Origin of the sequence: Pedobacter zeae, assembly GCF_014196715.1 — a bacterium.
Taxonomy (GTDB): Bacteria; Bacteroidota; Bacteroidia; order Sphingobacteriales; family Sphingobacteriaceae; genus Pedobacter; species Pedobacter zeae.
Window position 1 is genome coordinate 17,040 of sequence record NZ_JACIEF010000003.1, and the last position, 18,467, is coordinate 35,506.

The 18,467-nt window shown below is 39.5% G+C and carries 21 protein-coding genes; 6 read left to right on the forward strand and 15 right to left on the reverse strand.

Features of this window, described 5'->3' with window-relative positions:
• Positions 1-990: a UDP-glucuronic acid decarboxylase family protein gene (locus tag GGQ60_RS13025; RefSeq protein ID WP_183764895.1), complete on the reverse strand. Its 990-nt coding sequence runs from the start codon at positions 988-990 to the stop codon at positions 1-3.
• 1 nt (position 991) lies between these two features.
• Positions 992-2,302 carry a UDP-glucose dehydrogenase family protein gene (locus GGQ60_RS13030; protein ID WP_183764898.1) on the reverse strand — a complete coding sequence of 437 codons (1,311 nt, stop codon included), beginning with the start codon at positions 2,300-2,302 and terminating at the stop codon, positions 992-994.
• 133 nt (positions 2,303-2,435) lie between these two features.
• Here GGQ60_RS13030 and GGQ60_RS13035 point away from each other — a divergent pair, with 133 nt between their 5' ends.
• On the forward strand, positions 2,436-3,668 hold the full coding sequence (locus tag GGQ60_RS13035) for a 3-deoxy-D-manno-octulosonic acid transferase (protein ID WP_183764901.1): 1,233 nt from the start codon (positions 2,436-2,438) through the stop codon (positions 3,666-3,668).
• On the opposite strand, the gene GGQ60_RS13040 is transcribed toward GGQ60_RS13035, so the two are convergent.
• The 7 genes from GGQ60_RS13040 to GGQ60_RS13070 all read right to left on the reverse strand — a co-directional run bounded on the left by GGQ60_RS13040 (position 3,646) and on the right by GGQ60_RS13070 (position 9,289).
• Entirely contained in the window at positions 3,646-4,152 is a 507-nt protein-coding gene (locus GGQ60_RS13040) for a gluconokinase (RefSeq protein ID WP_183764904.1), read from the reverse strand. The genes GGQ60_RS13035 and GGQ60_RS13040 overlap by 23 nt on opposite strands.
• Before the next feature lie 14 nt (positions 4,153-4,166).
• Positions 4,167-5,177, reverse strand: a complete 1,011-nt coding sequence (gene hemH / locus GGQ60_RS13045) for a ferrochelatase (RefSeq protein WP_183764907.1) — start codon at positions 5,175-5,177, stop codon at positions 4,167-4,169.
• Between the two features lie 219 nt (positions 5,178-5,396).
• Complete coding sequence (locus tag GGQ60_RS13050; RefSeq protein ID WP_229685109.1) at positions 5,397-6,068, reverse strand: fatty acid desaturase; 672 nt, start codon at positions 6,066-6,068, stop codon at positions 5,397-5,399.
• Between the two features lie 97 nt (positions 6,069-6,165).
• Positions 6,166-7,014, reverse strand: coding sequence for a 4-hydroxy-3-methylbut-2-enyl diphosphate reductase (locus GGQ60_RS13055; protein ID WP_183764911.1), 849 nt, complete (start codon positions 7,012-7,014; stop codon positions 6,166-6,168).
• A 12-nt stretch (positions 7,015-7,026) separates the two neighbouring features.
• Entirely contained in the window at positions 7,027-7,701 is a 675-nt protein-coding gene (locus GGQ60_RS13060) for a carotenoid biosynthesis protein (RefSeq protein ID WP_183764914.1), read from the reverse strand.
• The gene (locus GGQ60_RS13065; RefSeq protein ID WP_183764917.1) at positions 7,671-8,768 is read right to left on the reverse strand and encodes a glycosyltransferase family 2 protein; all 1,098 of its coding nucleotides are present in this window, start codon (positions 8,766-8,768) and stop codon (positions 7,671-7,673) included. The genes GGQ60_RS13060 and GGQ60_RS13065 overlap by 31 nt, the downstream gene beginning before the upstream one ends.
• The gene (locus GGQ60_RS13070; RefSeq protein WP_229685110.1) at positions 8,765-9,289 is read right to left on the reverse strand and encodes a 1-acyl-sn-glycerol-3-phosphate acyltransferase; all 525 of its coding nucleotides are present in this window, start codon (positions 9,287-9,289) and stop codon (positions 8,765-8,767) included. Before GGQ60_RS13070 ends, GGQ60_RS13065 begins: the two co-directional genes overlap by 4 nt.
• 9 nt (positions 9,290-9,298) lie before the next feature.
• Here GGQ60_RS13070 and GGQ60_RS22990 point away from each other — a divergent pair, with 9 nt between their 5' ends.
• Positions 9,299-9,430, forward strand: a complete 132-nt coding sequence (locus tag GGQ60_RS22990) for a hypothetical protein (protein ID WP_260300609.1) — start codon at positions 9,299-9,301, stop codon at positions 9,428-9,430.
• A 178-nt stretch (positions 9,431-9,608) separates the two neighbouring features.
• Here GGQ60_RS22990 and GGQ60_RS13075 read toward each other — a convergent pair whose 3' ends face one another.
• Positions 9,609-10,115 carry a phosphoribosyltransferase family protein gene (locus GGQ60_RS13075; protein ID WP_090502125.1) on the reverse strand — a complete coding sequence of 169 codons (507 nt, stop codon included), beginning with the start codon at positions 10,113-10,115 and terminating at the stop codon, positions 9,609-9,611.
• Positions 10,116-10,309: 194 nt separating this feature from the next.
• Between GGQ60_RS13075 and GGQ60_RS13080 the strand changes: the two genes are divergently transcribed.
• Positions 10,310-11,014, forward strand: a complete 705-nt coding sequence (locus GGQ60_RS13080) for a head GIN domain-containing protein (RefSeq protein ID WP_183764922.1) — start codon at positions 10,310-10,312, stop codon at positions 11,012-11,014.
• A 149-nt stretch (positions 11,015-11,163) separates the two neighbouring features.
• On the opposite strand, the gene GGQ60_RS13085 is transcribed toward GGQ60_RS13080, so the two are convergent.
• The 3 genes from GGQ60_RS13085 to GGQ60_RS13095 all read right to left on the reverse strand — a co-directional run bounded on the left by GGQ60_RS13085 (position 11,164) and on the right by GGQ60_RS13095 (position 13,342).
• Complete coding sequence (locus tag GGQ60_RS13085; protein WP_183764925.1) at positions 11,164-11,577, reverse strand: hypothetical protein; 414 nt, start codon at positions 11,575-11,577, stop codon at positions 11,164-11,166.
• Positions 11,578-11,665: 88 nt separating this feature from the next.
• Positions 11,666-13,099 (reverse strand): 23S rRNA (uracil(1939)-C(5))-methyltransferase RlmD, encoded by a 1,434-nt coding sequence (gene rlmD, locus GGQ60_RS13090; RefSeq protein ID WP_183764928.1) that lies wholly within the window; start codon positions 13,097-13,099, stop codon positions 11,666-11,668.
• A gap of 132 nt (positions 13,100-13,231) precedes the next feature.
• Entirely contained in the window at positions 13,232-13,342 is a 111-nt protein-coding gene (locus tag GGQ60_RS13095; protein ID WP_025145553.1) for a hypothetical protein, read from the reverse strand.
• A gap of 215 nt (positions 13,343-13,557) precedes the next feature.
• On the opposite strand from GGQ60_RS13095, the gene GGQ60_RS13100 reads away from it, so the two are divergent.
• The 3 genes from GGQ60_RS13100 to crtD are packed head-to-tail and all read left to right on the forward strand — an operon-like array spanning position 13,558 to position 17,256.
• On the forward strand, positions 13,558-14,016 hold the full coding sequence (locus tag GGQ60_RS13100; protein ID WP_183764931.1) for a DoxX family protein: 459 nt from the start codon (positions 13,558-13,560) through the stop codon (positions 14,014-14,016).
• 44 nt (positions 14,017-14,060) lie between these two features.
• On the forward strand, positions 14,061-15,776 hold the full coding sequence (locus tag GGQ60_RS13105; protein WP_183764934.1) for a M28 family peptidase: 1,716 nt from the start codon (positions 14,061-14,063) through the stop codon (positions 15,774-15,776).
• Complete coding sequence (gene crtD / locus GGQ60_RS13110; RefSeq protein WP_183764937.1) at positions 15,769-17,256, forward strand: 1-hydroxycarotenoid 3,4-desaturase CrtD; 1,488 nt, start codon at positions 15,769-15,771, stop codon at positions 17,254-17,256. Before GGQ60_RS13105 ends, crtD begins: the two co-directional genes overlap by 8 nt.
• 239 nt (positions 17,257-17,495) lie before the next feature.
• On the opposite strand, the gene GGQ60_RS13115 is transcribed toward crtD, so the two are convergent.
• Together GGQ60_RS13115 and GGQ60_RS13120 are read right to left on the reverse strand one after the other, a co-directional pair.
• Complete coding sequence (locus tag GGQ60_RS13115; RefSeq protein ID WP_183764940.1) at positions 17,496-17,999, reverse strand: shikimate kinase; 504 nt, start codon at positions 17,997-17,999, stop codon at positions 17,496-17,498.
• 19 nt (positions 18,000-18,018) lie between these two features.
• Positions 18,019-18,465 (reverse strand): DinB family protein, encoded by a 447-nt coding sequence (locus GGQ60_RS13120; RefSeq protein ID WP_183764943.1) that lies wholly within the window; start codon positions 18,463-18,465, stop codon positions 18,019-18,021.
• Positions 18,466-18,467: the final 2 nt, after the last annotated feature.

The window sequence follows — 18,467 nt, forward strand, 5'->3', positions numbered from 1 at the left end:
TTAACGGTTAAATGTGGTAAAATCTTTATGTTCTATTTTTTCCAATGCCTCGGGAGGCAATGATTTAAAATATTCGTATGTAATTTTCAATCCTTCAGCACGTCCGATTTTGGGTTCCCAGCCCAATATCTCCCTTGCTTTTGTAATATCCGGCCTGCGCTGTTTCGGATCATCCTGCGGCAGTTCCCTGTATACAATTTTCTGCGTAGTGCCGGTAAGTTTGATAATTTCCTCGCAAAACTGCTTGATCGTGATTTCGTCCGGGTTACCGATGTTTACCGGTTGTGCATAATCGCTCATCAGCAAACGGTAAATACCTTCGATCAGGTCATCCACATAACAGAACGAACGGGTCTGGCTTCCATCGCCAAAGATAGTTAAATCTTCTCCTCTTAAGGCCTGTCCGATAAAAGCAGGTAAAACTCGGCCGTCATTCAGGCGCATTCTTGGGCCATAGGTATTAAAAATCCTCACAATTCTCGTTTCTACCCCATGGAAAGTGTGGTAAGCCATAGTAATGGCTTCCTGGAAACGTTTAGCCTCGTCGTACACGCCACGCGGACCAACGGGGTTTACGTTGCCCCAGTATTCTTCGGGCTGAGGATTTACACTCGGATCGCCATATACTTCAGAAGTTGAAGCAATCAGCATCCTGGCCTTTTTACTGCGGGCTAAGCCTAACAGGTTATGTGTTCCTAAGGAACCTACTTTAAGGGTTTGGATAGGGATTTTAAGGTAATCGATCGGGCTTGCTGGCGAAGCAAAATGTAAAATATAATGAAGCTCACCGGGAACATGCACAAACTTGGAAACATCATGATTGTAAAACTCAAAATTTTCCAGTTTAAACAAGTGTTCGATATTTGCCATATCACCGGTAATGAGGTTATCCATTCCAATAACGTGATAGCCTTCTTTTATAAAACGATCACAAAGATGTGAGCCCAAAAATCCGGCAGCACCGGTAATCAATATCCTTTTATTCCCCATTTTAATCTATTAATTTTCTGCCGATACTGTTATAATAATAGCCAAGATCGATCATTTTTTGCAGGTCGTATAAATTACGTCCATCAAAAATAACCTTACTTTTTAAGATGTTATCAATCTTTTCGAAATCAGGGTTACGGAAAACCGACCACTCTGTTGCAATTAACAGGGCGTCAGCATTTTCCAAAGCATCGTACTGGTTTTTGGCATAATTTACCTGATCCCCGATTACGCCTTTCACATTGTTCATCGCTTCCGGATCAAATACCGTTACAGTAGCGCCGTTTTTAATCAATGCCACAATAATATATAAAGCCGGTGCTTCGCGGATATCGTCAGTTTCCGGTTTAAAAGCCAAACCCCACAGTGCAAAATGTTTGCCACTAATATCGTTTTTATAATACTTAAGTACCTTATCAACCAGGATTGTTTTCTGTCTTTCGTTTACTTCCATGACAGATTTCAGGATCTGGAAATCGTAGGCATAATCATCAGACGATTTTACCAGCGCCTGTACATCTTTCGGAAAACACGAGCCACCGTAACCTACACCCGGGAAAAGAAAACGCTTACCGATTCGCTCGTCAGAACCGATCCCTTTTCTTACCGCATCAACATCGGCCCCTACCAGCTCGCAAAGATTGGCCACCTCATTCATAAAAGTGATTTTTGTAGCCAGGAAAGAGTTTGCAGCATATTTGGTCAGTTCAGAAGAACGCTCATCCATAAAAAGAATCGGGTTTCCCTGGCGTACATACGGTGCATATAGCTCGGCCATCAGTTTTTTGGCTTTTTCACTTTTTGTTCCCAGAACAACACGGTCAGGTTTCATAAAGTCATCAACGGCAACCCCTTCCCTTAAAAATTCAGGGTTCGAAACCACATCTACCTCAATCGAAGTATTTTCGGCAAAAACAGCTTTTACCTTATCGGCCGTACCTACCGGAACGGTTGATTTATTTACGATGATTTTATATTCGGTAATAAGTTTTGAAATATCTTTTGCAGCGCCCAAAATGTAAGAAAGATCAGCTGCACCATCGCCACCCGGAGGGGTTGGTAAGGCCATAAAAATAATTTGCGATTCTTTTACAGCATCAGCAAGGTTTGTGGTGAAGGTTAATCTTTCCTGTTCTATGTTCCTGTGGAACAAAAGATCTAAACCCGGTTCGTAGATCGGTACTTCGCCGGCCTGCATCTGTTTTACCTTTGCTTCGTTAATATCAACACAAATTACATCATTTCCTGTTTCTGCTAAACAGGTTCCGGTAACTAAACCTACATATCCGGTACCAATAACGGCTATTTTCATCTCTTAATTTATTTTAGCGGCTATGGAGCGATCATCGAAGCCTGTTTATCCAGTTGAAAGTTAGGCCAAATAGCGATGGTTCCATATATTTTTAAGCTTTTTAAATATATTCGTTTTATCTTGGCACGAAGATATGAAATTACTTTACATCATCGGAATTCAGGCTTATACTTTACTCATCAGGATATTTTCGTTATTTAATCCTAAAGCAAAGCTGTTTATAAATGGGCGTAAGAATATTTATACAGCAATTGCTCAAAAAATAAATCCTGCTGAAAAACATATATGGTTTCATTTTGCTTCTTTAGGCGAATTTGAACAGGGCCGGCCGGTTTTAGAAAAACTGAAATCACGCTACCCGGCCAAAAAGATCGTGGTTACTTTTTTTTCTCCTTCGGGCTATGAAATCAGGAAAAATTATGCATTGGCAGATGTATTTTACCTCCCGGTTGATACGGCTGCCAATGCCAAACGTTTTGTATCCGATATTAATCCCGAAATGGCCATTTTTACCAAATATGAGTTTTGGCATTTCTATTTTAAGGAGTTAAAAGATCGAGACATACCCTTGTACGTAATTTCCGGAATTTTTAGAGAAAGCCAAGCATTTTTTAAATGGTATGGTGGCTTTTACCGTACTATTTTAAAATCGGTTACCCATTTTTTTGTACAAAATGAAGAAAGCCAAAAGCTCTTAAAATCGATCGGCCTTGATCATACTACCATTAATGGCGATACCCGTTTCGACCGTGTTTATGAGAATGCGCAATCGCCCAAGCGGCTCCCGCTGATCGAAAGTTTTATCGACGGTTCGCCCACTTTAGTTTGCGGGAGTACCTGGCCGGAAGATGAGAAAATATTATCGGTCCTGCCAGAAAAATACCCCAACTGGAAGTTTATTATTGCGCCACATGAAATCCACGAAAGCCATATTGAAAGTATTGAGAAACAGTTTTCAGTTAGCAGTTTGCGGTTTTCGGTTTTGAGTGCACCCGACCAAAAGCTAAATGCTGCCCCGCAAACGCTTATCGTTGATAATATTGGTATGCTCTCCTCTCTTTACCAGTATGGAAATGTAGCCTACATCGGCGGAGGTTTTGGGGTTGGTATCCATAATACTTTAGAAGCTGCTGCATTCGGACTGCCCGTAATCTTTGGGCCTAACTATGATAAATTTCAGGAGGCGAAAGAGCTGATTGCCCTTGGTGCGGCAAAAAGCATCAGCTCAACAGGAGAATTAATCGATGCTTTTGACAGTTTTATTGAAAATAAACATGCAGCAGCATTAGCCAAAAAATATGTAGACGATAAAAAGGGCGCCACCGATCAGATTATTTCGGAGATTACGAAATCAGGTCGGCTTTAACAATTTCTCCAATAATTTCAGAAATACCTTGATCAACAGAAACCGTAAATACATCCGGTTCATCAAACTGCGGTTCCTCCAGCGTGTCGAACTGGCTTTGCAATAAGCTGGCAGGCATGTACTGGTGCGAACGTTTCAGAATTCTATCGTGGATCAGGTCGAAACTTCCTTTTAAATAAATAAAACGGATAGAATCATTATCTATTCTCAACAGGTCGCGGTAGGATTTTTTCAGTGCAGAACAGGCAATAATACAGGTTGTTCCATGTGCTGCATGCTCACGCCCCACCTTAGCAATCAGCTGAAGCCAATCCAAGCGATCGGCATCTGTTAATGGAATTCCGGCAGCCATTTTATCGACATTGCGTTGCGAATGCAGGTTGTCGCCATCTATAAATTCGGCATTTAGTTTAGGTGCCAGGGCTTTTCCAATAACAGTTTTACCACTTCCGGATACTCCCATTAAAACGATAAAGTTCGCCATCTCTAAATCTAAAACTATTTAATCATTCCGGCAAGTGCCTCAATAAAAACGGGGCTATCGTTCAAACTTTCTACCAGCTGAACATGCTCGCCGCCGAGCGTTTTAAATTCTTCATGATACTCTACCGTAATTTCATAAAGCGTTTCTAAACAATCGGCCACAAAAGCGGGACTGAATACCAAAAGGCGTTTTTTACCTTCGGCTGCCAATTTCTTTAATACATCAGTAGTATAAGGCTGCACCCATGGCTCTTTACCTAAACGCGATTGGAAACAAACCGTATACTGGTCTTCTGACAGGTTTAATTCCCTGGCGATTAACCTTGCCGTATCATGCCCCTGAGCAGAATAACAGAACTTATTTGTATCGTTTAAGGTTTGGCAGCAATCGGCACTCTTTAAACAATAATTTCCGGTATGATCGCACTTTAAAAGCTGACGCTCCGGCAAACCATGGAAACTGAACAATACATGATCGTAGCTTTCTACATTATGCTTTCTGGCATTTTCTGCAAAAACTTTAATCATCAGTTCGTTATCATGAAACGAATTAATAAAAGATATTGGGGGTACAGTTTGCCATTTGCTCACCAGTTCCATCACCAACTGAATCACTGAACCGGTACTTGCTGATGCATACTGAGGAAACAATGGAATAACCTGTATGCTCTCTACCAAACCTGCTTTTAAGTTGGCCAGGGCCGAGGCAATAGATGGACTTTGGTAGCGCATGGCCAGCTCTACATGGTAATCATCTCCTAACCTTTCCTGTAGCATTTTGGCCTGTAACCTACTGTAATACAATAATGGCGAGCCATTCTCATTCCAGATTTCTTTGTATAATTTGGCAGTTTTAGGGCTTCTGAATGGCACAATGATTCCCTTTACCAACAATGTCCTGTTCAACTTCGGAACATCGATTACCCTTTCGTCCATTAAAAACTGATCTAAGTATTTTTTAACGTCGGCTGTTGCCGGACTATCAGGCGTTCCTAAATTTACCAGTAAAATTCCCTTTTTGCTCATTTATACAAGAATATGTTTTGTGCGGCAAATATCGCCTTTTTATTGTTTTTTACCTATGATAAAAAGTGATGCGCCAACATTTTTTGGTCAGAAAAGTGTTATTTCGCACTCCAAAAGTTTAAAAATGATTGAATAGGAATAGATCTGTGTAAAGAAGTGGGGACAACGTCCGATTTAGTGGCAGATACCAAACATCTGATAGCGCGATCAGCATTACTACTATTTCATTCTATACAACTGCCACCAGGGCATACCCGGCTTTTGGTGGTGTTCGAAATGATAACCAAAAAAATAACAGGTTATAAAAGCCACAAAATGGTTTTTCTGTAAAGTACTCGCATGGTATTCGTTATTATGCTCACCTTTGTGCGGCCGGTAGGTACCAAAATAAAATAACTGAAAAGTGCTCAATAACGACGGAAGCACCCAAAACAACAACAGGTTCCTTTCATCCACCCAGATTTTTAATACATTATAGGCTGCTGCCATGATGATCAATTGAATAATGGTAACATAATTTAACATGAAACGGAAATACCATCTCCAAAAACCATGTGGAGCAAAATCAGGATCTTTTTCGGTATGTACATGATCATGATGCTGATGATGTTTGGCGTATAAGCGGTTATAGAAGAAGCCTGCATAGAGAAAAACAGATAAATAACCGATAAAATCATTGGCCTTTTTATTCGATGAAACTGTGCCGTGCATGGCATCGTGGGCAGTAATAAACAACCCCGTGTACAAATGCATCTGAACAAAAACCATAAGATAAACCAGAGGATTGTTCCAGTTAAAATTCCAGTTTAACAAGAAAAAAAGGGAAATAAACCAACAGCCTATTACGGTTAACGCAACCAGGATTCCGGTATATGGATTTATTGTTTTCAATGAATTTATTTTATTCGTCATGCTGAATTTAGTTCAGCATCCTTCTCAGCGATAAAGACCCAGAAACAAATTCAGGGTGACGCCCAATTAGAGAAATCTAGTATTTTTCTAAAGCGGCCTTAACCTTCTGCATGAGCCACATTGGTGTAGAGGTAGCCCCGCAGATACCAACTTTATCATTTTCGGCAAACCAGCTTTGCTCCAACTCTTCAACATTCGAAATAAAGTAAGAGTTTTCGTTATGTTTTTTACAAACATCGTAAAGCACTTTTCCGTTAGATGATTTTTTACCTGAAACGAAAACGATTTTATCATATTGACCTACAAAATCTTCAAGTTCTTCGTAACGGTTAGATACTTGCCGGCAAATGGTATCGTTAGCCTTAACATCATACCCCCGACTCAATAATTCATCTTTAATGTGGTAGAATTTATCAGTGCTTTTAGTGGTTTGGCTGTATAATGTAAATTTAGCAGGAAGTTCAACATTGTCTAATTCGGCTAAATCCTGAAAAACAATGGCCTTACCATCTGTTTGTCCCTGGAGACCGATTACTTCAGCGTGGCCATGTTTCCCAAAAATAAGAACCTGCTCATCATCATCATGTGAATTTTTGATCCTGTTCTGCAATTTCAAAACCACCGGACAAGAAGCGTCAATCAGGGTAAGATTATTTTCTAAAGCCAATTGATAAGTGGAAGGCGCCTCACCATGTGCCCTGATCAAAACCTTTTCATCCCTTAAGTTTTTTAAAACTTCATGATCGATGATTTTTAATCCTCGGTTGGTTAAACGTTCCACTTCTTCATCATTATGAACGATATCACCAAGGCAGTATAAATAACCTTCGTTATCCAAAATATCTTCGGCCATTTCTATAGCGTATACTACGCCGAAACAGAAGCCTGATGATTTATCGATGTTGACCTGTAAGTTGTAACCCATTGCGATACAAAATTAAGCAAAAATATTTGTTCCGGTTGTCATGTATAAGACAACAAAAAAGATTAATTGCGAGGCAAACATGGCCGTACCGATATATTTTTGCTGTTTTAAGCCTAAAGCGTAATAAAACTTCAATAAGATTACCGAAACAATAAACCAGGCCACATAATTTTGAACTGGGATTTCGTGCCAGTCCCAGTGCCAGTAATCAAATTTCATGGCTACCGGTTCTAAAAAGAAATCGAAAGCAACGAGGATAACAGCACCGATAAATGATGCCAGGATGCTGTTTCTAATTTTCATGCTCCTGATCATCTGCCCCACGCTGAAGACCAGGATAACCCAGTTTACGCCCATTAGCAAAGGAACCGCAGCTATTTTGTAGCCTAAAGTATTGCCATAATAATAGCTGCCAAATATTTTACCGGTGCTTACTCCTAACACTTCCACCAGAAAACCGCAAAGGAAAACACCTGATATAAATAACAATAACCGTTTAACATCTGCATTATAAGCGAAAACAATGACGCTAAACATCAATAACAAATGAAAAGGAACCAACTTGATAAAGTAAGGCTGTGCGGCAGGTATTAAAAAGCCAAGCAAACCAACCAAATGAAAAACAACAATTATTGCAACTGCAATTCTTTTAACCTTTAAATCGTTTTGATCGTTCTGCCCTTCCATGTTCCAGTTTTAAAAGTATATTTTGTTATAGAAATGATTGAAATAATTAAGAAGAATAACATCTGAAAAGGATGTAATATCAAGTTTATGAGTACATGCTGTCCTGATAAATAAGAGATCATCATTCTACTTAATAAGATTAAAGTTAATGGTAATACCAGCAAAGCGAAATTAAAGTTTAAGATTAAAATTACCGGACCTATAGCTACCAAAAGCTGGTAAAGTAATAATATTATGATATTATTCCCAAAACCTGCAAGTAAATTTTTACTGAAACCGTTTAAGCTTTCACCTAAATTTTTATACATCCTGCAATAGATCAGTCCGTTGGCCAAAAGTGCTTCTGCATTTAATTTTTCCTGTTTTACCAGTTTCATTATTTCTACATCTTCCACAACACGTCCCTTAACCTTTGCGTGCCATTGGTTTTCCTGATATTGCTTGGCATTAAAAAACATACACTGCCCGCTAGCCGCAGCAAAGGCCGGATTTTTCGAAAGCCTCACCAAACGCAGGGGCAATAAATTCAATAGCATAAAGTGCATTAACGGTACGGTAAGCCACTCTCCTATCGATTTTATCGTTTGGTTAGTAAAAACGCTTAGCAGCGCAAGGTTTCCGATTTCCATCCGGTTGATGAGGCTATTGATCAACCCCCTTTTTATAGATTCATCTGCATCTACAAACAACAGGTATTTCCCTGAAGCCAATTCGCTAAGCTGGTGGCAGGCATAGTTTTTACCCAGCCAGTCTGGCGGAAGCTCCTTTCCATTTATTACGTTGAACTGCGGGTTAGCCATGCAAAATTCTTCAACTATCGCCAAAGTATTATCGGTACTGCTATCGTTTAAAACCATTACTTCGTAATTGGCATAATCCTGATTTTTAATAGATAGAAGCAGATTCAGGATATTATCGGCTTCATTTCTGGCAGGAATTAAGATGGAAACTTTATCATGGTAATGTTTAACTACCCGGGGCAATTTAGGATTGGAAAGGAAATTAAATACGGTAACCGAAAACCGGATGACCAGAAAAATTAAAACGGCGTAAATAAAAATTGTCATTCAATAATCTGATTTTGTTTAACCGCCGATTGATCATAATGTTTATTATAGGCACTTTTTAACAATTGCAGGCTTACATATTCTTCATTTTCCCAATGTTGCAGATAAGTGTACACAGATGGCTTCCTCTTCGCGAAATAATCTATAAAAGTGGCTGCAAAAATAATGTTAAGTTTCTTCTGGCTGGCGTTGATCATCTGCATCACCCCTTTTTCGAAACTGATATTTTTTAAATGGTTTGAATATAACTTGCCCTGCGGAAATACAAGCACAAGATTTGCAGCATCGTCCAGCAGTTTTCCGGCATAATCTAAGGTGGCCAATACATCTTTTCCCTTATTTTCGGCAGCAAAGGCACCCAGGTATTTCAAAAAGCCCACTTTGGTATAATTTTCAGCATTCACCAATACATGAAATTGCTTTTTAAATACTTTCTTGTTGATGTAGAAAAGAAAAAAGCCATCCCACCAGCTGAAATGGTTGGCTAAAACCAATATGGAAGCATCAGATTTAACCTCCATTTGATCATAATGAAACGCCGCAAAGTCTTTTTTGATGATAAATCGGATGTACCAGGAGAAAAAGTTGAAAATCAAATTATTTTTTCTGGGATGATACATTCCGGAAAATTGCAAAAAATTGAGCTGAATTGCAAATTTTAAACGGTTTATAGTCCTCGTTTGCAAGGAGGATCAGGCAGGATCCGCATTTGTGGTATAAAATTCTTAAACGATACATTATTCAGCGATACAATCGCTGTTCTCGTCCATCCTCGTTACAAACGAGAACGATATTGCCATCACCCATCCTAACTCTTCCATCTTACATTTTATACCCGCCCTAGCTCAAATAAACCCGGTCTTCTTCACCTTCCACATCCATCACCACATCTACATGTTCCTTTAAAATGGTTGCCAGTTCAAGACCAACAAAATCGGTTGCGATAGGGAAAATTTTATGGCTGCGGTCTACCAATACTACCGTGCGGATTTTTTTATGCGGGGTGTTTAAGAAAACGCCCAAACCATAAGCCAAAGTTTTACCACTGTTGAGCACATCATCAACGATAATGATTACTTTATTTTTCCAGTGGCTTTCATCCAGATCGGTTGAGGCAACCAGTTTGCTGCTTTCTTTTTGCAGATCAATGCGCAGCAGGGTTAATTTAAAGCCAGAGATTTTTTTGAGTACCTTTTCTAATCTTAAGGCCAATTTATAGCCGCGGTCCCAGATACCGGCCAATACAATTTCTTTCTCATTCAGGTTGTCTTCCAAAATCTGATAAGCGATACGGTCTATTTTCTGCTGAATTTGTTTCTTGTTAAGAATAAGTAATTGCGATGCCATTTTATAAAAAGGATTGAATACAAAAAGAACGATTTTAAGGATGAAATTCAAACTATTTGAAAAATAATTTCGATTGTTTGCAACGTTTCTACCGGAGATGCGTCTAATGGATAACCAAAACACAAAAATCATGAACATCATTCCGCAAACATTCGTGAAATGATAGCTTCAGAATCATTTAACGAAATACAATTATGAAAAGCCTTATTAAATCGTCCGTTTTTTTATTTATAGTGGTAACCAGCTACATGGCTAAAGCACAGGAAACAAAAAATTTCCCGGTAAAAAATTTTAGCAGTATAGGAGTAAGTAGCGGAATAGATTTATACCTCACACAGGGCAATAGTGAAACTGTGAGTATAAAATCAGATGCAGAAACCTTGAAAGATATTATTGTTGAGCAAAATGGTAATAATGTGAATATCAAATTCAAAGATGGCATCAAATGGAGCAGCTTATTTAAAAACCGTGTAATTAAAGCATATGTAACTTTCAAAACATTAAATGCACTTGCTGCATCAGGCGGATCGGATGTTTTTACACAAAACCAGATCAAAACCGATAAGCTTGCCATTCGTTCTTCTGGCGGTTCCGACTTAAAATTAACGGTAATCTGTAAGGATTTATCCATCCAATCGAGTGGTGGCAGTGACCTGAATTTAAAAGGTAAAGCAGAAAACATGACCATTCAATCAAGCGGCGGCAGTGATATCGATGCCTACGAACTGATTACTGAATATGCAAAAGTGCAGGCTTCTGGTGGTTCTGATGTAGATATATATGTAAATAAAGGCCTGGAGGCAGCTGCAAGTGGCGGTGGTGATGTGAGCTATAAAGGAAATGCATCACTTAAAAAAACATCAAGCTCTAAGAGCGGAGATGTTAACCATGTAAATTAAAAGTTTAGTTTAGTTAATAATAGCTCGCCGTTTTGTGGATGCAAAACGGCGTTGTCTTTATAAAGGATTTTACCGATTCGGAATTATGCAGATGTAATTCCTTATACGAACAGGCTTCCTCCCAGAGCAGCAAACTTTAGAATAAAAACCTACTTTCTGCCTTTTTTATAAGGATAGTAAATAAAATTTGCCCCTTCCGGAACAATTACGAACACACACATAAAATCTTCAGGTTTTTTATAAACCTTTAAAAATGGTTCTTTCTTCTCTTTGCTGATGATCCCTTTTTCTACAAATTCTTCGAAAGTAGAAGCCTGTATGGTCCATTCGGTGTTGAGTTCTTCTTTATTTAAAATGAGTTCTCCAATATTTACTTCGTGCTGGTGTGCAATAAAAATCGGATAAGCCGAGATACCTTCAACCATGATTTCGATGGCAACTTCTTTAATTGCATCTGCATAAAATTCCAGGTCTTTTTCTAAACTCACCAACGGACTCTCCCGTTTCTTCTGCGGTTCTCCGTCTTCTTCCGGTGTTGCGTGTAATAATTCTTCTCTATCCATTTTTTTATTATTGAAAGGTTTAAATGATGAAACGTTCTAAAATTCCATCATACATCTTCCATTTTACAGCTTACTTCCATTTTACATCTTACGCCTTCAACCTTAAAAGCACTACATTCTCCACATGTTGTGTGTGTGGGAACATATCTACCGGTTTAATGCGCACCACATCGTATTTGTCTTTTAAAAGTTCTAAATCGCGCGCCTGTGTTGCCGCGTTACAACTTACATATACAATTTTTTCCGATTCCATTTCCAGCAACCGCTGCACCACATCAGCATGCATCCCCGCACGTGGCGGATCGGTAATCACCACATCCGGTTTGCCATGTGCCAATATAAATTCAGAAGTCAGGATATCCTTCATATCGCCCGCATAGAAAACTGTGTTATCAATTCCATTCAATTCAGAATTAAACTTGGCATCTTCGATTGCCGTTGGTACATATTCTACTCCAACTACCTGTTTAACTTCTTTTGCAATAAAATTGGCAATGGTTCCGGCCCCTGTGTAAAGATCGTACACCAGCTCATCGCCTTTGAAGCCAGCAAAATCACGGGTAATTTTATAAAGTTCTAATGCCTGCTCTGAATTGGTCTGATAGAAAGATTTTACGCCGATTTTGAAACGGATGACATCCCCGCCTGTTAGTCCGGCAGGCATTTCTTCGAAAATATGATCGCGACCTGCAAATACCACCACATCCTGATCGAAAATCGTATCGTTTTTCTTTCGGTTAATGATGTATAGCAGCGAAGTAATCTGTGGGAATTCATTTTGGATAAAACTCATTAAGCCATCAACCTGCGCCTGTTCAGGATAAGCAAATACCACCGCCACCATTACTTCGCCTGTAGTTGAAGTACGGATAATGAGGTTACGCAAAACCCCTTCATGGTTACGGAGATCGTAAAACGACAGTCCGTTCTCCAATGCATATTTACGTACTGCATTCCGGATCGAATTGGAAGGTTCATCCTGGAGGTAACAATGTTCGATATCCAAAATTTTATCGAAACGCAAGGGCACGTGAAAACCCAGAGCATTCATATCAAAGTTTTCATCGCGTTCTACATCGGTTTTTTCCAGCCAACGCTTGTTTGAGAATGTGAATTCGAGTTTATTACGGTAATAACGGTTCTTGGCAGATCCCAGAATAGGCTCTGCGTTTGATACATCTATTTTTCCAAGGCGCTGTAAAGCGGCCTCAACATTTTTCTGTTTAAATTTAAGTTGGGAATCGTAGCCCATATGCTGCCATTTGCAACCGCCACAGGTGCCGAAATGAGGACAAAAAGGCTCGGTACGTAAATCTGATTTTTCGTGCAATTGCTCAATGATGGCTTCAGCAAAATTCTTTTTCTTCTTGGTCAAACGCACATCTGCCACATCGCCTGGAACAGCTTTGTCAACAAAAATGACCAACTCGTCGGCCTTGCCAACACCTTTCCCTTCTTCAGCGATATCAATTATATGTACGTTTGGAACTATGGTTACCGTACCGGGTTTTCTCTTACTCATTATTCTGCAAATATAGAAAAAAGAGGATAAAGGTTGAGGGTAGAAGGTTGAGGGTTTAAATTAAGAAAGATTGGGCAATATTTTTCCGCTCAGCTAATAACAACTGATTTAGCATATCTTTGATGTTAAAAATTATTTTCCAAAAAATTTAAATGCAGCTCCCCAAAAGCCATCCAGCCAGTTAAATTTTAAGTCAAATTTTTCATCAACCTGTACAGAAAACTCTAGTATTTCTTTGCTCATGATCAAAAACCTATCTATTTAAACAATAATACAAAATTTATACCGAAAACCACAATGGTACAAATTAATTTTATGTTAATTTTAAGATATACCTGTAAGTAACTTTATCGCAGTTAATTTAATTTCTGTTCCTGCTGATTTTCAAATCTTTATTTGATAACTCCATATAAAATCCGTAACTTAATGTATCATTCACATAAAAATGGAGGTTCATTATGAACGTTATCCGTAAAATTGAACATTGGGGAGATGTTCATCACTCGAAATGGCTGGATTATCTGCGCATTATGCTCGGCCTGATCATTTTTGGAAAAGGTGTTTCTTTCATTAGCGACACATCCGTACTTCAGAATATGATTACACAGAACAACGTATTTGGTTTTTCAGGTGTACTGATCAGTGTAGCCATCCACGTTGTTGCCTTTGCACACCTGGTTGGCGGCATTTTGATTACACTGGGCCTGGTTACGCGCTTTGCAGTGGTTATCCAAATCCCTATCTTACTGTTTGCCGTGTTTTTCATTAACCTTACCCCAGGGTTCTCTACCCCCAATTCGGAACTCTGGCTTTCGGTGCTGGTGCTGTTCCTGCTCATTATGTTTTGGGTGGTTGGCTCTGGTCCGTTATCGGTTGATGAAGGATTAAAACATAAAACGGGAAAGCGTTACGCATAAGTAAGCTGAAATATTCTTAGTATCTTTCGCTTTTATAGATGATCATGAAAACGAAGATACTTTTTCTACTGCTTTTTGCGGGAGTGGCATGTTACGCACAAAACCCAACAGATGGATATTTTAAACTCACCAGGGCAGGCTTTCAGGAAAAAAACGCATACGAAACCACCGCTTTTGTAGAAAAATATTTCCGCGTACCCGGCAATACCGGTTTTAATGCCAGCATTCATTATGTAGAAAACATCCTTAAAAAAGCGGGCTTTGTACAGCAGAAGCAAAATGAAGCCGAAGCTCCTTTAACTTATCGCATCGAAAAAAGGGCGATGAAAAATAATACCTGGGAGCCCGTTGATGCCAGTATTGCTATTGTAGGCGAAACACAGCCGTTTATTTCTTACCAAACCAACCGCAACATGATTCCGATCAATTGCGGCTCAACCCCTGCTGGTGGCGTTACGGCCAATGTGGTTTACCTCGAAAAAATAATTCCGGCAGAAATAGAGAAAATGGATCTAAAAGGAAAAATCCTGTTTTCAGAAAATAATCCATCACGTTTACTTCAAATTGCAGCCAAAGCCGGTGCCATTGGTGTTTTAGGCTATTCCATGCCAAAATATACCCAACCAGAGATTCATCAAACTTCTATCCAGTTTGGCAGCATGAAAGCGAACAGTGACGTATGGACGCTGCTCTTATCTTATGCAGCTAAAGAAAAACTAAAAGCTGCTTGTTTAAAGGGTGAAACGAAACTGAAGGTAAATATCCAGACTAAAATTTATCCCTCAGAAGAATTAACCATTATCGCCAATGTCAGGGGCAGCATAAATCCTGCTGAACGTTTCGTATTTAGTGCTCATGTACAGGAGCCAGGGGCAAATGATAATGCGAGCGGTGTAGGTACGCTGGCAGAAATGGCGAGGCTCACAGCCGAATTATACCAGGTTAAAAAAATCAATCCCAAGCGCAGTCTCACATTTTTGTGGGGCGATGAAATTGTATCAACGAGAAGATACATTATGGAGGATACTACACGTGCCAAAGGCATTTTATGGGGCATGAGCCTGGATATGGTTGGCGAAGACACCAAAAAAACAGGCGGTTCTTTCCTGATCGAAAAGATGCCTGATCCGTCTGCCATCTGGACGAGGGGAACAGATAAACATACCGAATGGGGTGCCGGGGATGTTGGCGAAAAAGACCTTTTCCCACATTATTTTAACGATTTTATTTTTGACATCTGCAAAACGCAGGGAAAATTTGCCAACTGGACGGTTAACTATAATCCTTTTGAAGGCGGCAGCGATCATACCCCTTTTTTACAGCATAAAATTCCGGGCTTATTGATGTGGCATTTCACGGATGTGTTTTACCATACAGATAACGACCGGATCGATAAAGTTTCGCCAACGGAAATGAGAAATGTAGGGATAAGTGCCTTAACTGCAGCTTATACATTGATTTCTGCAGATGAAAACACGGCTATAGCTACTGTTTCTCAAGTTAAAGCAGATGCCTTGACACGCTTAAAAACCGAATTTGAGCTTAGCAAAAAAGCAATTGCTGGGGGAAAAGCAGCAAATAACGAAAAACATATTATCGAGGTTTGGTGTAAATGGTATGTTGATGCATTGGCAACCATCGGTAAAATGCCTGTAAAAGCAGAAACCACAAAAGTAGGTTCGGCCATTAAATTTGCGACCAACGAGATCGAAAAGCAAACTGAGGTATATTTAGGGGAATTGAAACAGGTTAATGACTAAACCAAAAGCCATAGTTATTGGTGCCGGAATTGCCGGAATTGCATCTGCCATTCGTCTGTCTATAAAAGGTTATGATGTTGATGTTTTTGAAGCCGGCTCAAAAGCCGGGGGCAAGCTAGGGGAAATAAAAATGAATGGTTTCAGGTTCGATGCCGGGCCCAGTCTTTTTACCATGCCCCATTATGTGGATGAACTTTTTAAACTGGCGGGTAAAAATCCCGGAGATTATTTTAAATACACGAAGCTAAAAGAAGTTTGCCGTTACTTTTACGAAGATGGCTTAAGGTTAAATGCCACCTCTGATCTTGATCGATTTGCAAAAGAAATAGAGGAAAAAACCCATTCAACTGCAGCAGAAGTCTATCGTTATTTAAAAAAAAGTAAAACAATTTATGAGGTTACACATCGCGTTTTTTTAGAAAGGAGTTTACACAAACTTAAAAGCTACCTGCATTGGGATACTTTAAGATCGATATTCCGTTTTGGCCAGATAGATGCCTTTAGAACGCAGGCTAGGGCAAACCAATCCTTTTTTAAAGACAAGCGGATAACCCAACTTTTTAACCGTTATGCCACTTATAATGGCTCAGATCCCTATCAGGCACCAGCTACGTTAAATGTAATTCCACATTTTGAATATCATTTTGGCGCTTTTATTCCCGAAAACGGAATGTATGGCATTGTTCAGGCTTTATTAAAATTGGCTGAAGAGCTGGGCATCAGGTTTAATTACAACCAAAAAGTTGAAGAAATTTTATATAACAAGGAAGGCAAACCTAAAGTAAAAGGGGTAAAAGTTAACGATAGAAGCTATCAAGCAGATGTGGTGGTCTCTAACCTTGATATCTGGTTCACTTATAAAAATCTACTTACAGGCATAGCTGAACCGAAAAAATTATTAACCCAGGAACGCAGCAGTTCTGCTATGATCTTCTACTGGGGGATGGATGGCCATTACAGCGACTTAGGCCTGCATAATATTTTCTTTGCCGAAGATTATCAAAAGGAATTTAATGCCATCTGGAAGGATAAAACCATTAGCAGCGATCCTACCATTTATATCAATATTACTTCCAAGCAGCTAAGAACTGATGCACCGGCAGGCAGTGAAAACTGGTTTGTAATGATCAATGTACCCGCAAACAGTGGTCAAAACTGGGATCAGCTGATTAAGGAAGCAAGAGCAAATATGATCAAAAAAATCAGCCGGATGCTGAACAGGAATATTGAAAAAGATATCATTTGCGAACAGGTGCTTGATCCCCGGAGTATTGAAAGCAAAACCGGATCCTATCAGGGCTCCTTGTATGGCAACAGCTCCAATAATCAGTTTTCTGCCTTTTTAAGGCATGCTAATTTCAGCTCAAAAATTAAAAACCTGTATTTCTGCGGGGGCAGCGTACATCCGGGTGGTGGCATCCCCCTGGCACTATTGTCGGCTAAAATTATCGATGATGATATCAGTTCAGTGGTTCATTAGGTATTGGTTCATTGGTCAATAGTTTAATGGTTAATAGTTTAATGGTTAATAGCCTATAGTTCAGTAGGCATTGGTTCATTAGTCAATAGTTTAATGGTTCATGGTTGATAGACTTAAAACAATCGCTAAAACTCAATTCCCTTAACTTCTTAATGGTGATAGTTTAATTGGTAAATTAACTCCAAACTTAACGATTACCATCGACTACAGACTGAAGACTCCAGACTAAGGACTGCAGACTAACGACTTTTCTTAATAGCCTCCTCCAGCTTTTCCCCATCAAGATCAAATGCATCTACAATGATTTTTGCCTGGGTATAAAAAGGATCGCGCTCCTGAAGTTTTTCTTTAATGAAGACCAAAAGCTGCTCGTCATCCAGATCTTTAATCAACGGACGCTTTTGGCGGTTATGTAAACGTGAAACCAAAGCTGCGGGTTCCATTTGCAGGTATACTGTTTCTCCATGCGCATTCATCCATTCCATATTATCAAAGAAACAAGGCAATCCACCTCCTGTAGCCACCACACAGGTTTCGGGGTAATCGTATGTTTTAAGCATTTTGCTTTCATAATCCCTGAAACCACTTTCTCCGAATTCTGCAAAATATTCGGCAATGCTTTTGCCGGTTTTTGAAACAATTTCGGCATCGAGATCTATCACCGGGCAATCTAAACGGTGAGCCAGCTGTTTTGCTTTGGTGCTTTTGCCGCAGCCCATATATCCAATAAGGAAAATTTTCATCTGAAGTTCTATGGCCGACCTATAACAAATGGTCGCGTTTTAACATAATATAATCGGTTACAGGCGGTGTAAAACCAGCCTTTTTTAACAAAGTTACCACCTGTCCGCGATGATAAGTAGAATGATTAAATAAATGAAATAAAATTTCATCTATGCGGTTTTCATATTGATCACCCCTCGTATTCGCATACAAAATCCGTTTATCTAAAGGTTGATTATTCAATACCTCCCTCATCAGCTTAAAATTTTCTGCAGAAAGGAGCTCAAAATTTTCTTTTGGATGGGTATCCCAAACCCCATAAAGCGGTTTTTTACCTGAAATCCTTTGCGCCCAAATATGCTGGGCATTAAGCACATGACTGAACAAACGCTCCGCATCCGGCAATTCAATTGTTGCTGACTTAAATAGTTCAATGATCCGGGCATCGGCAAGCTCCGTATAATTAATGATTTCTGCTATTTGCATTG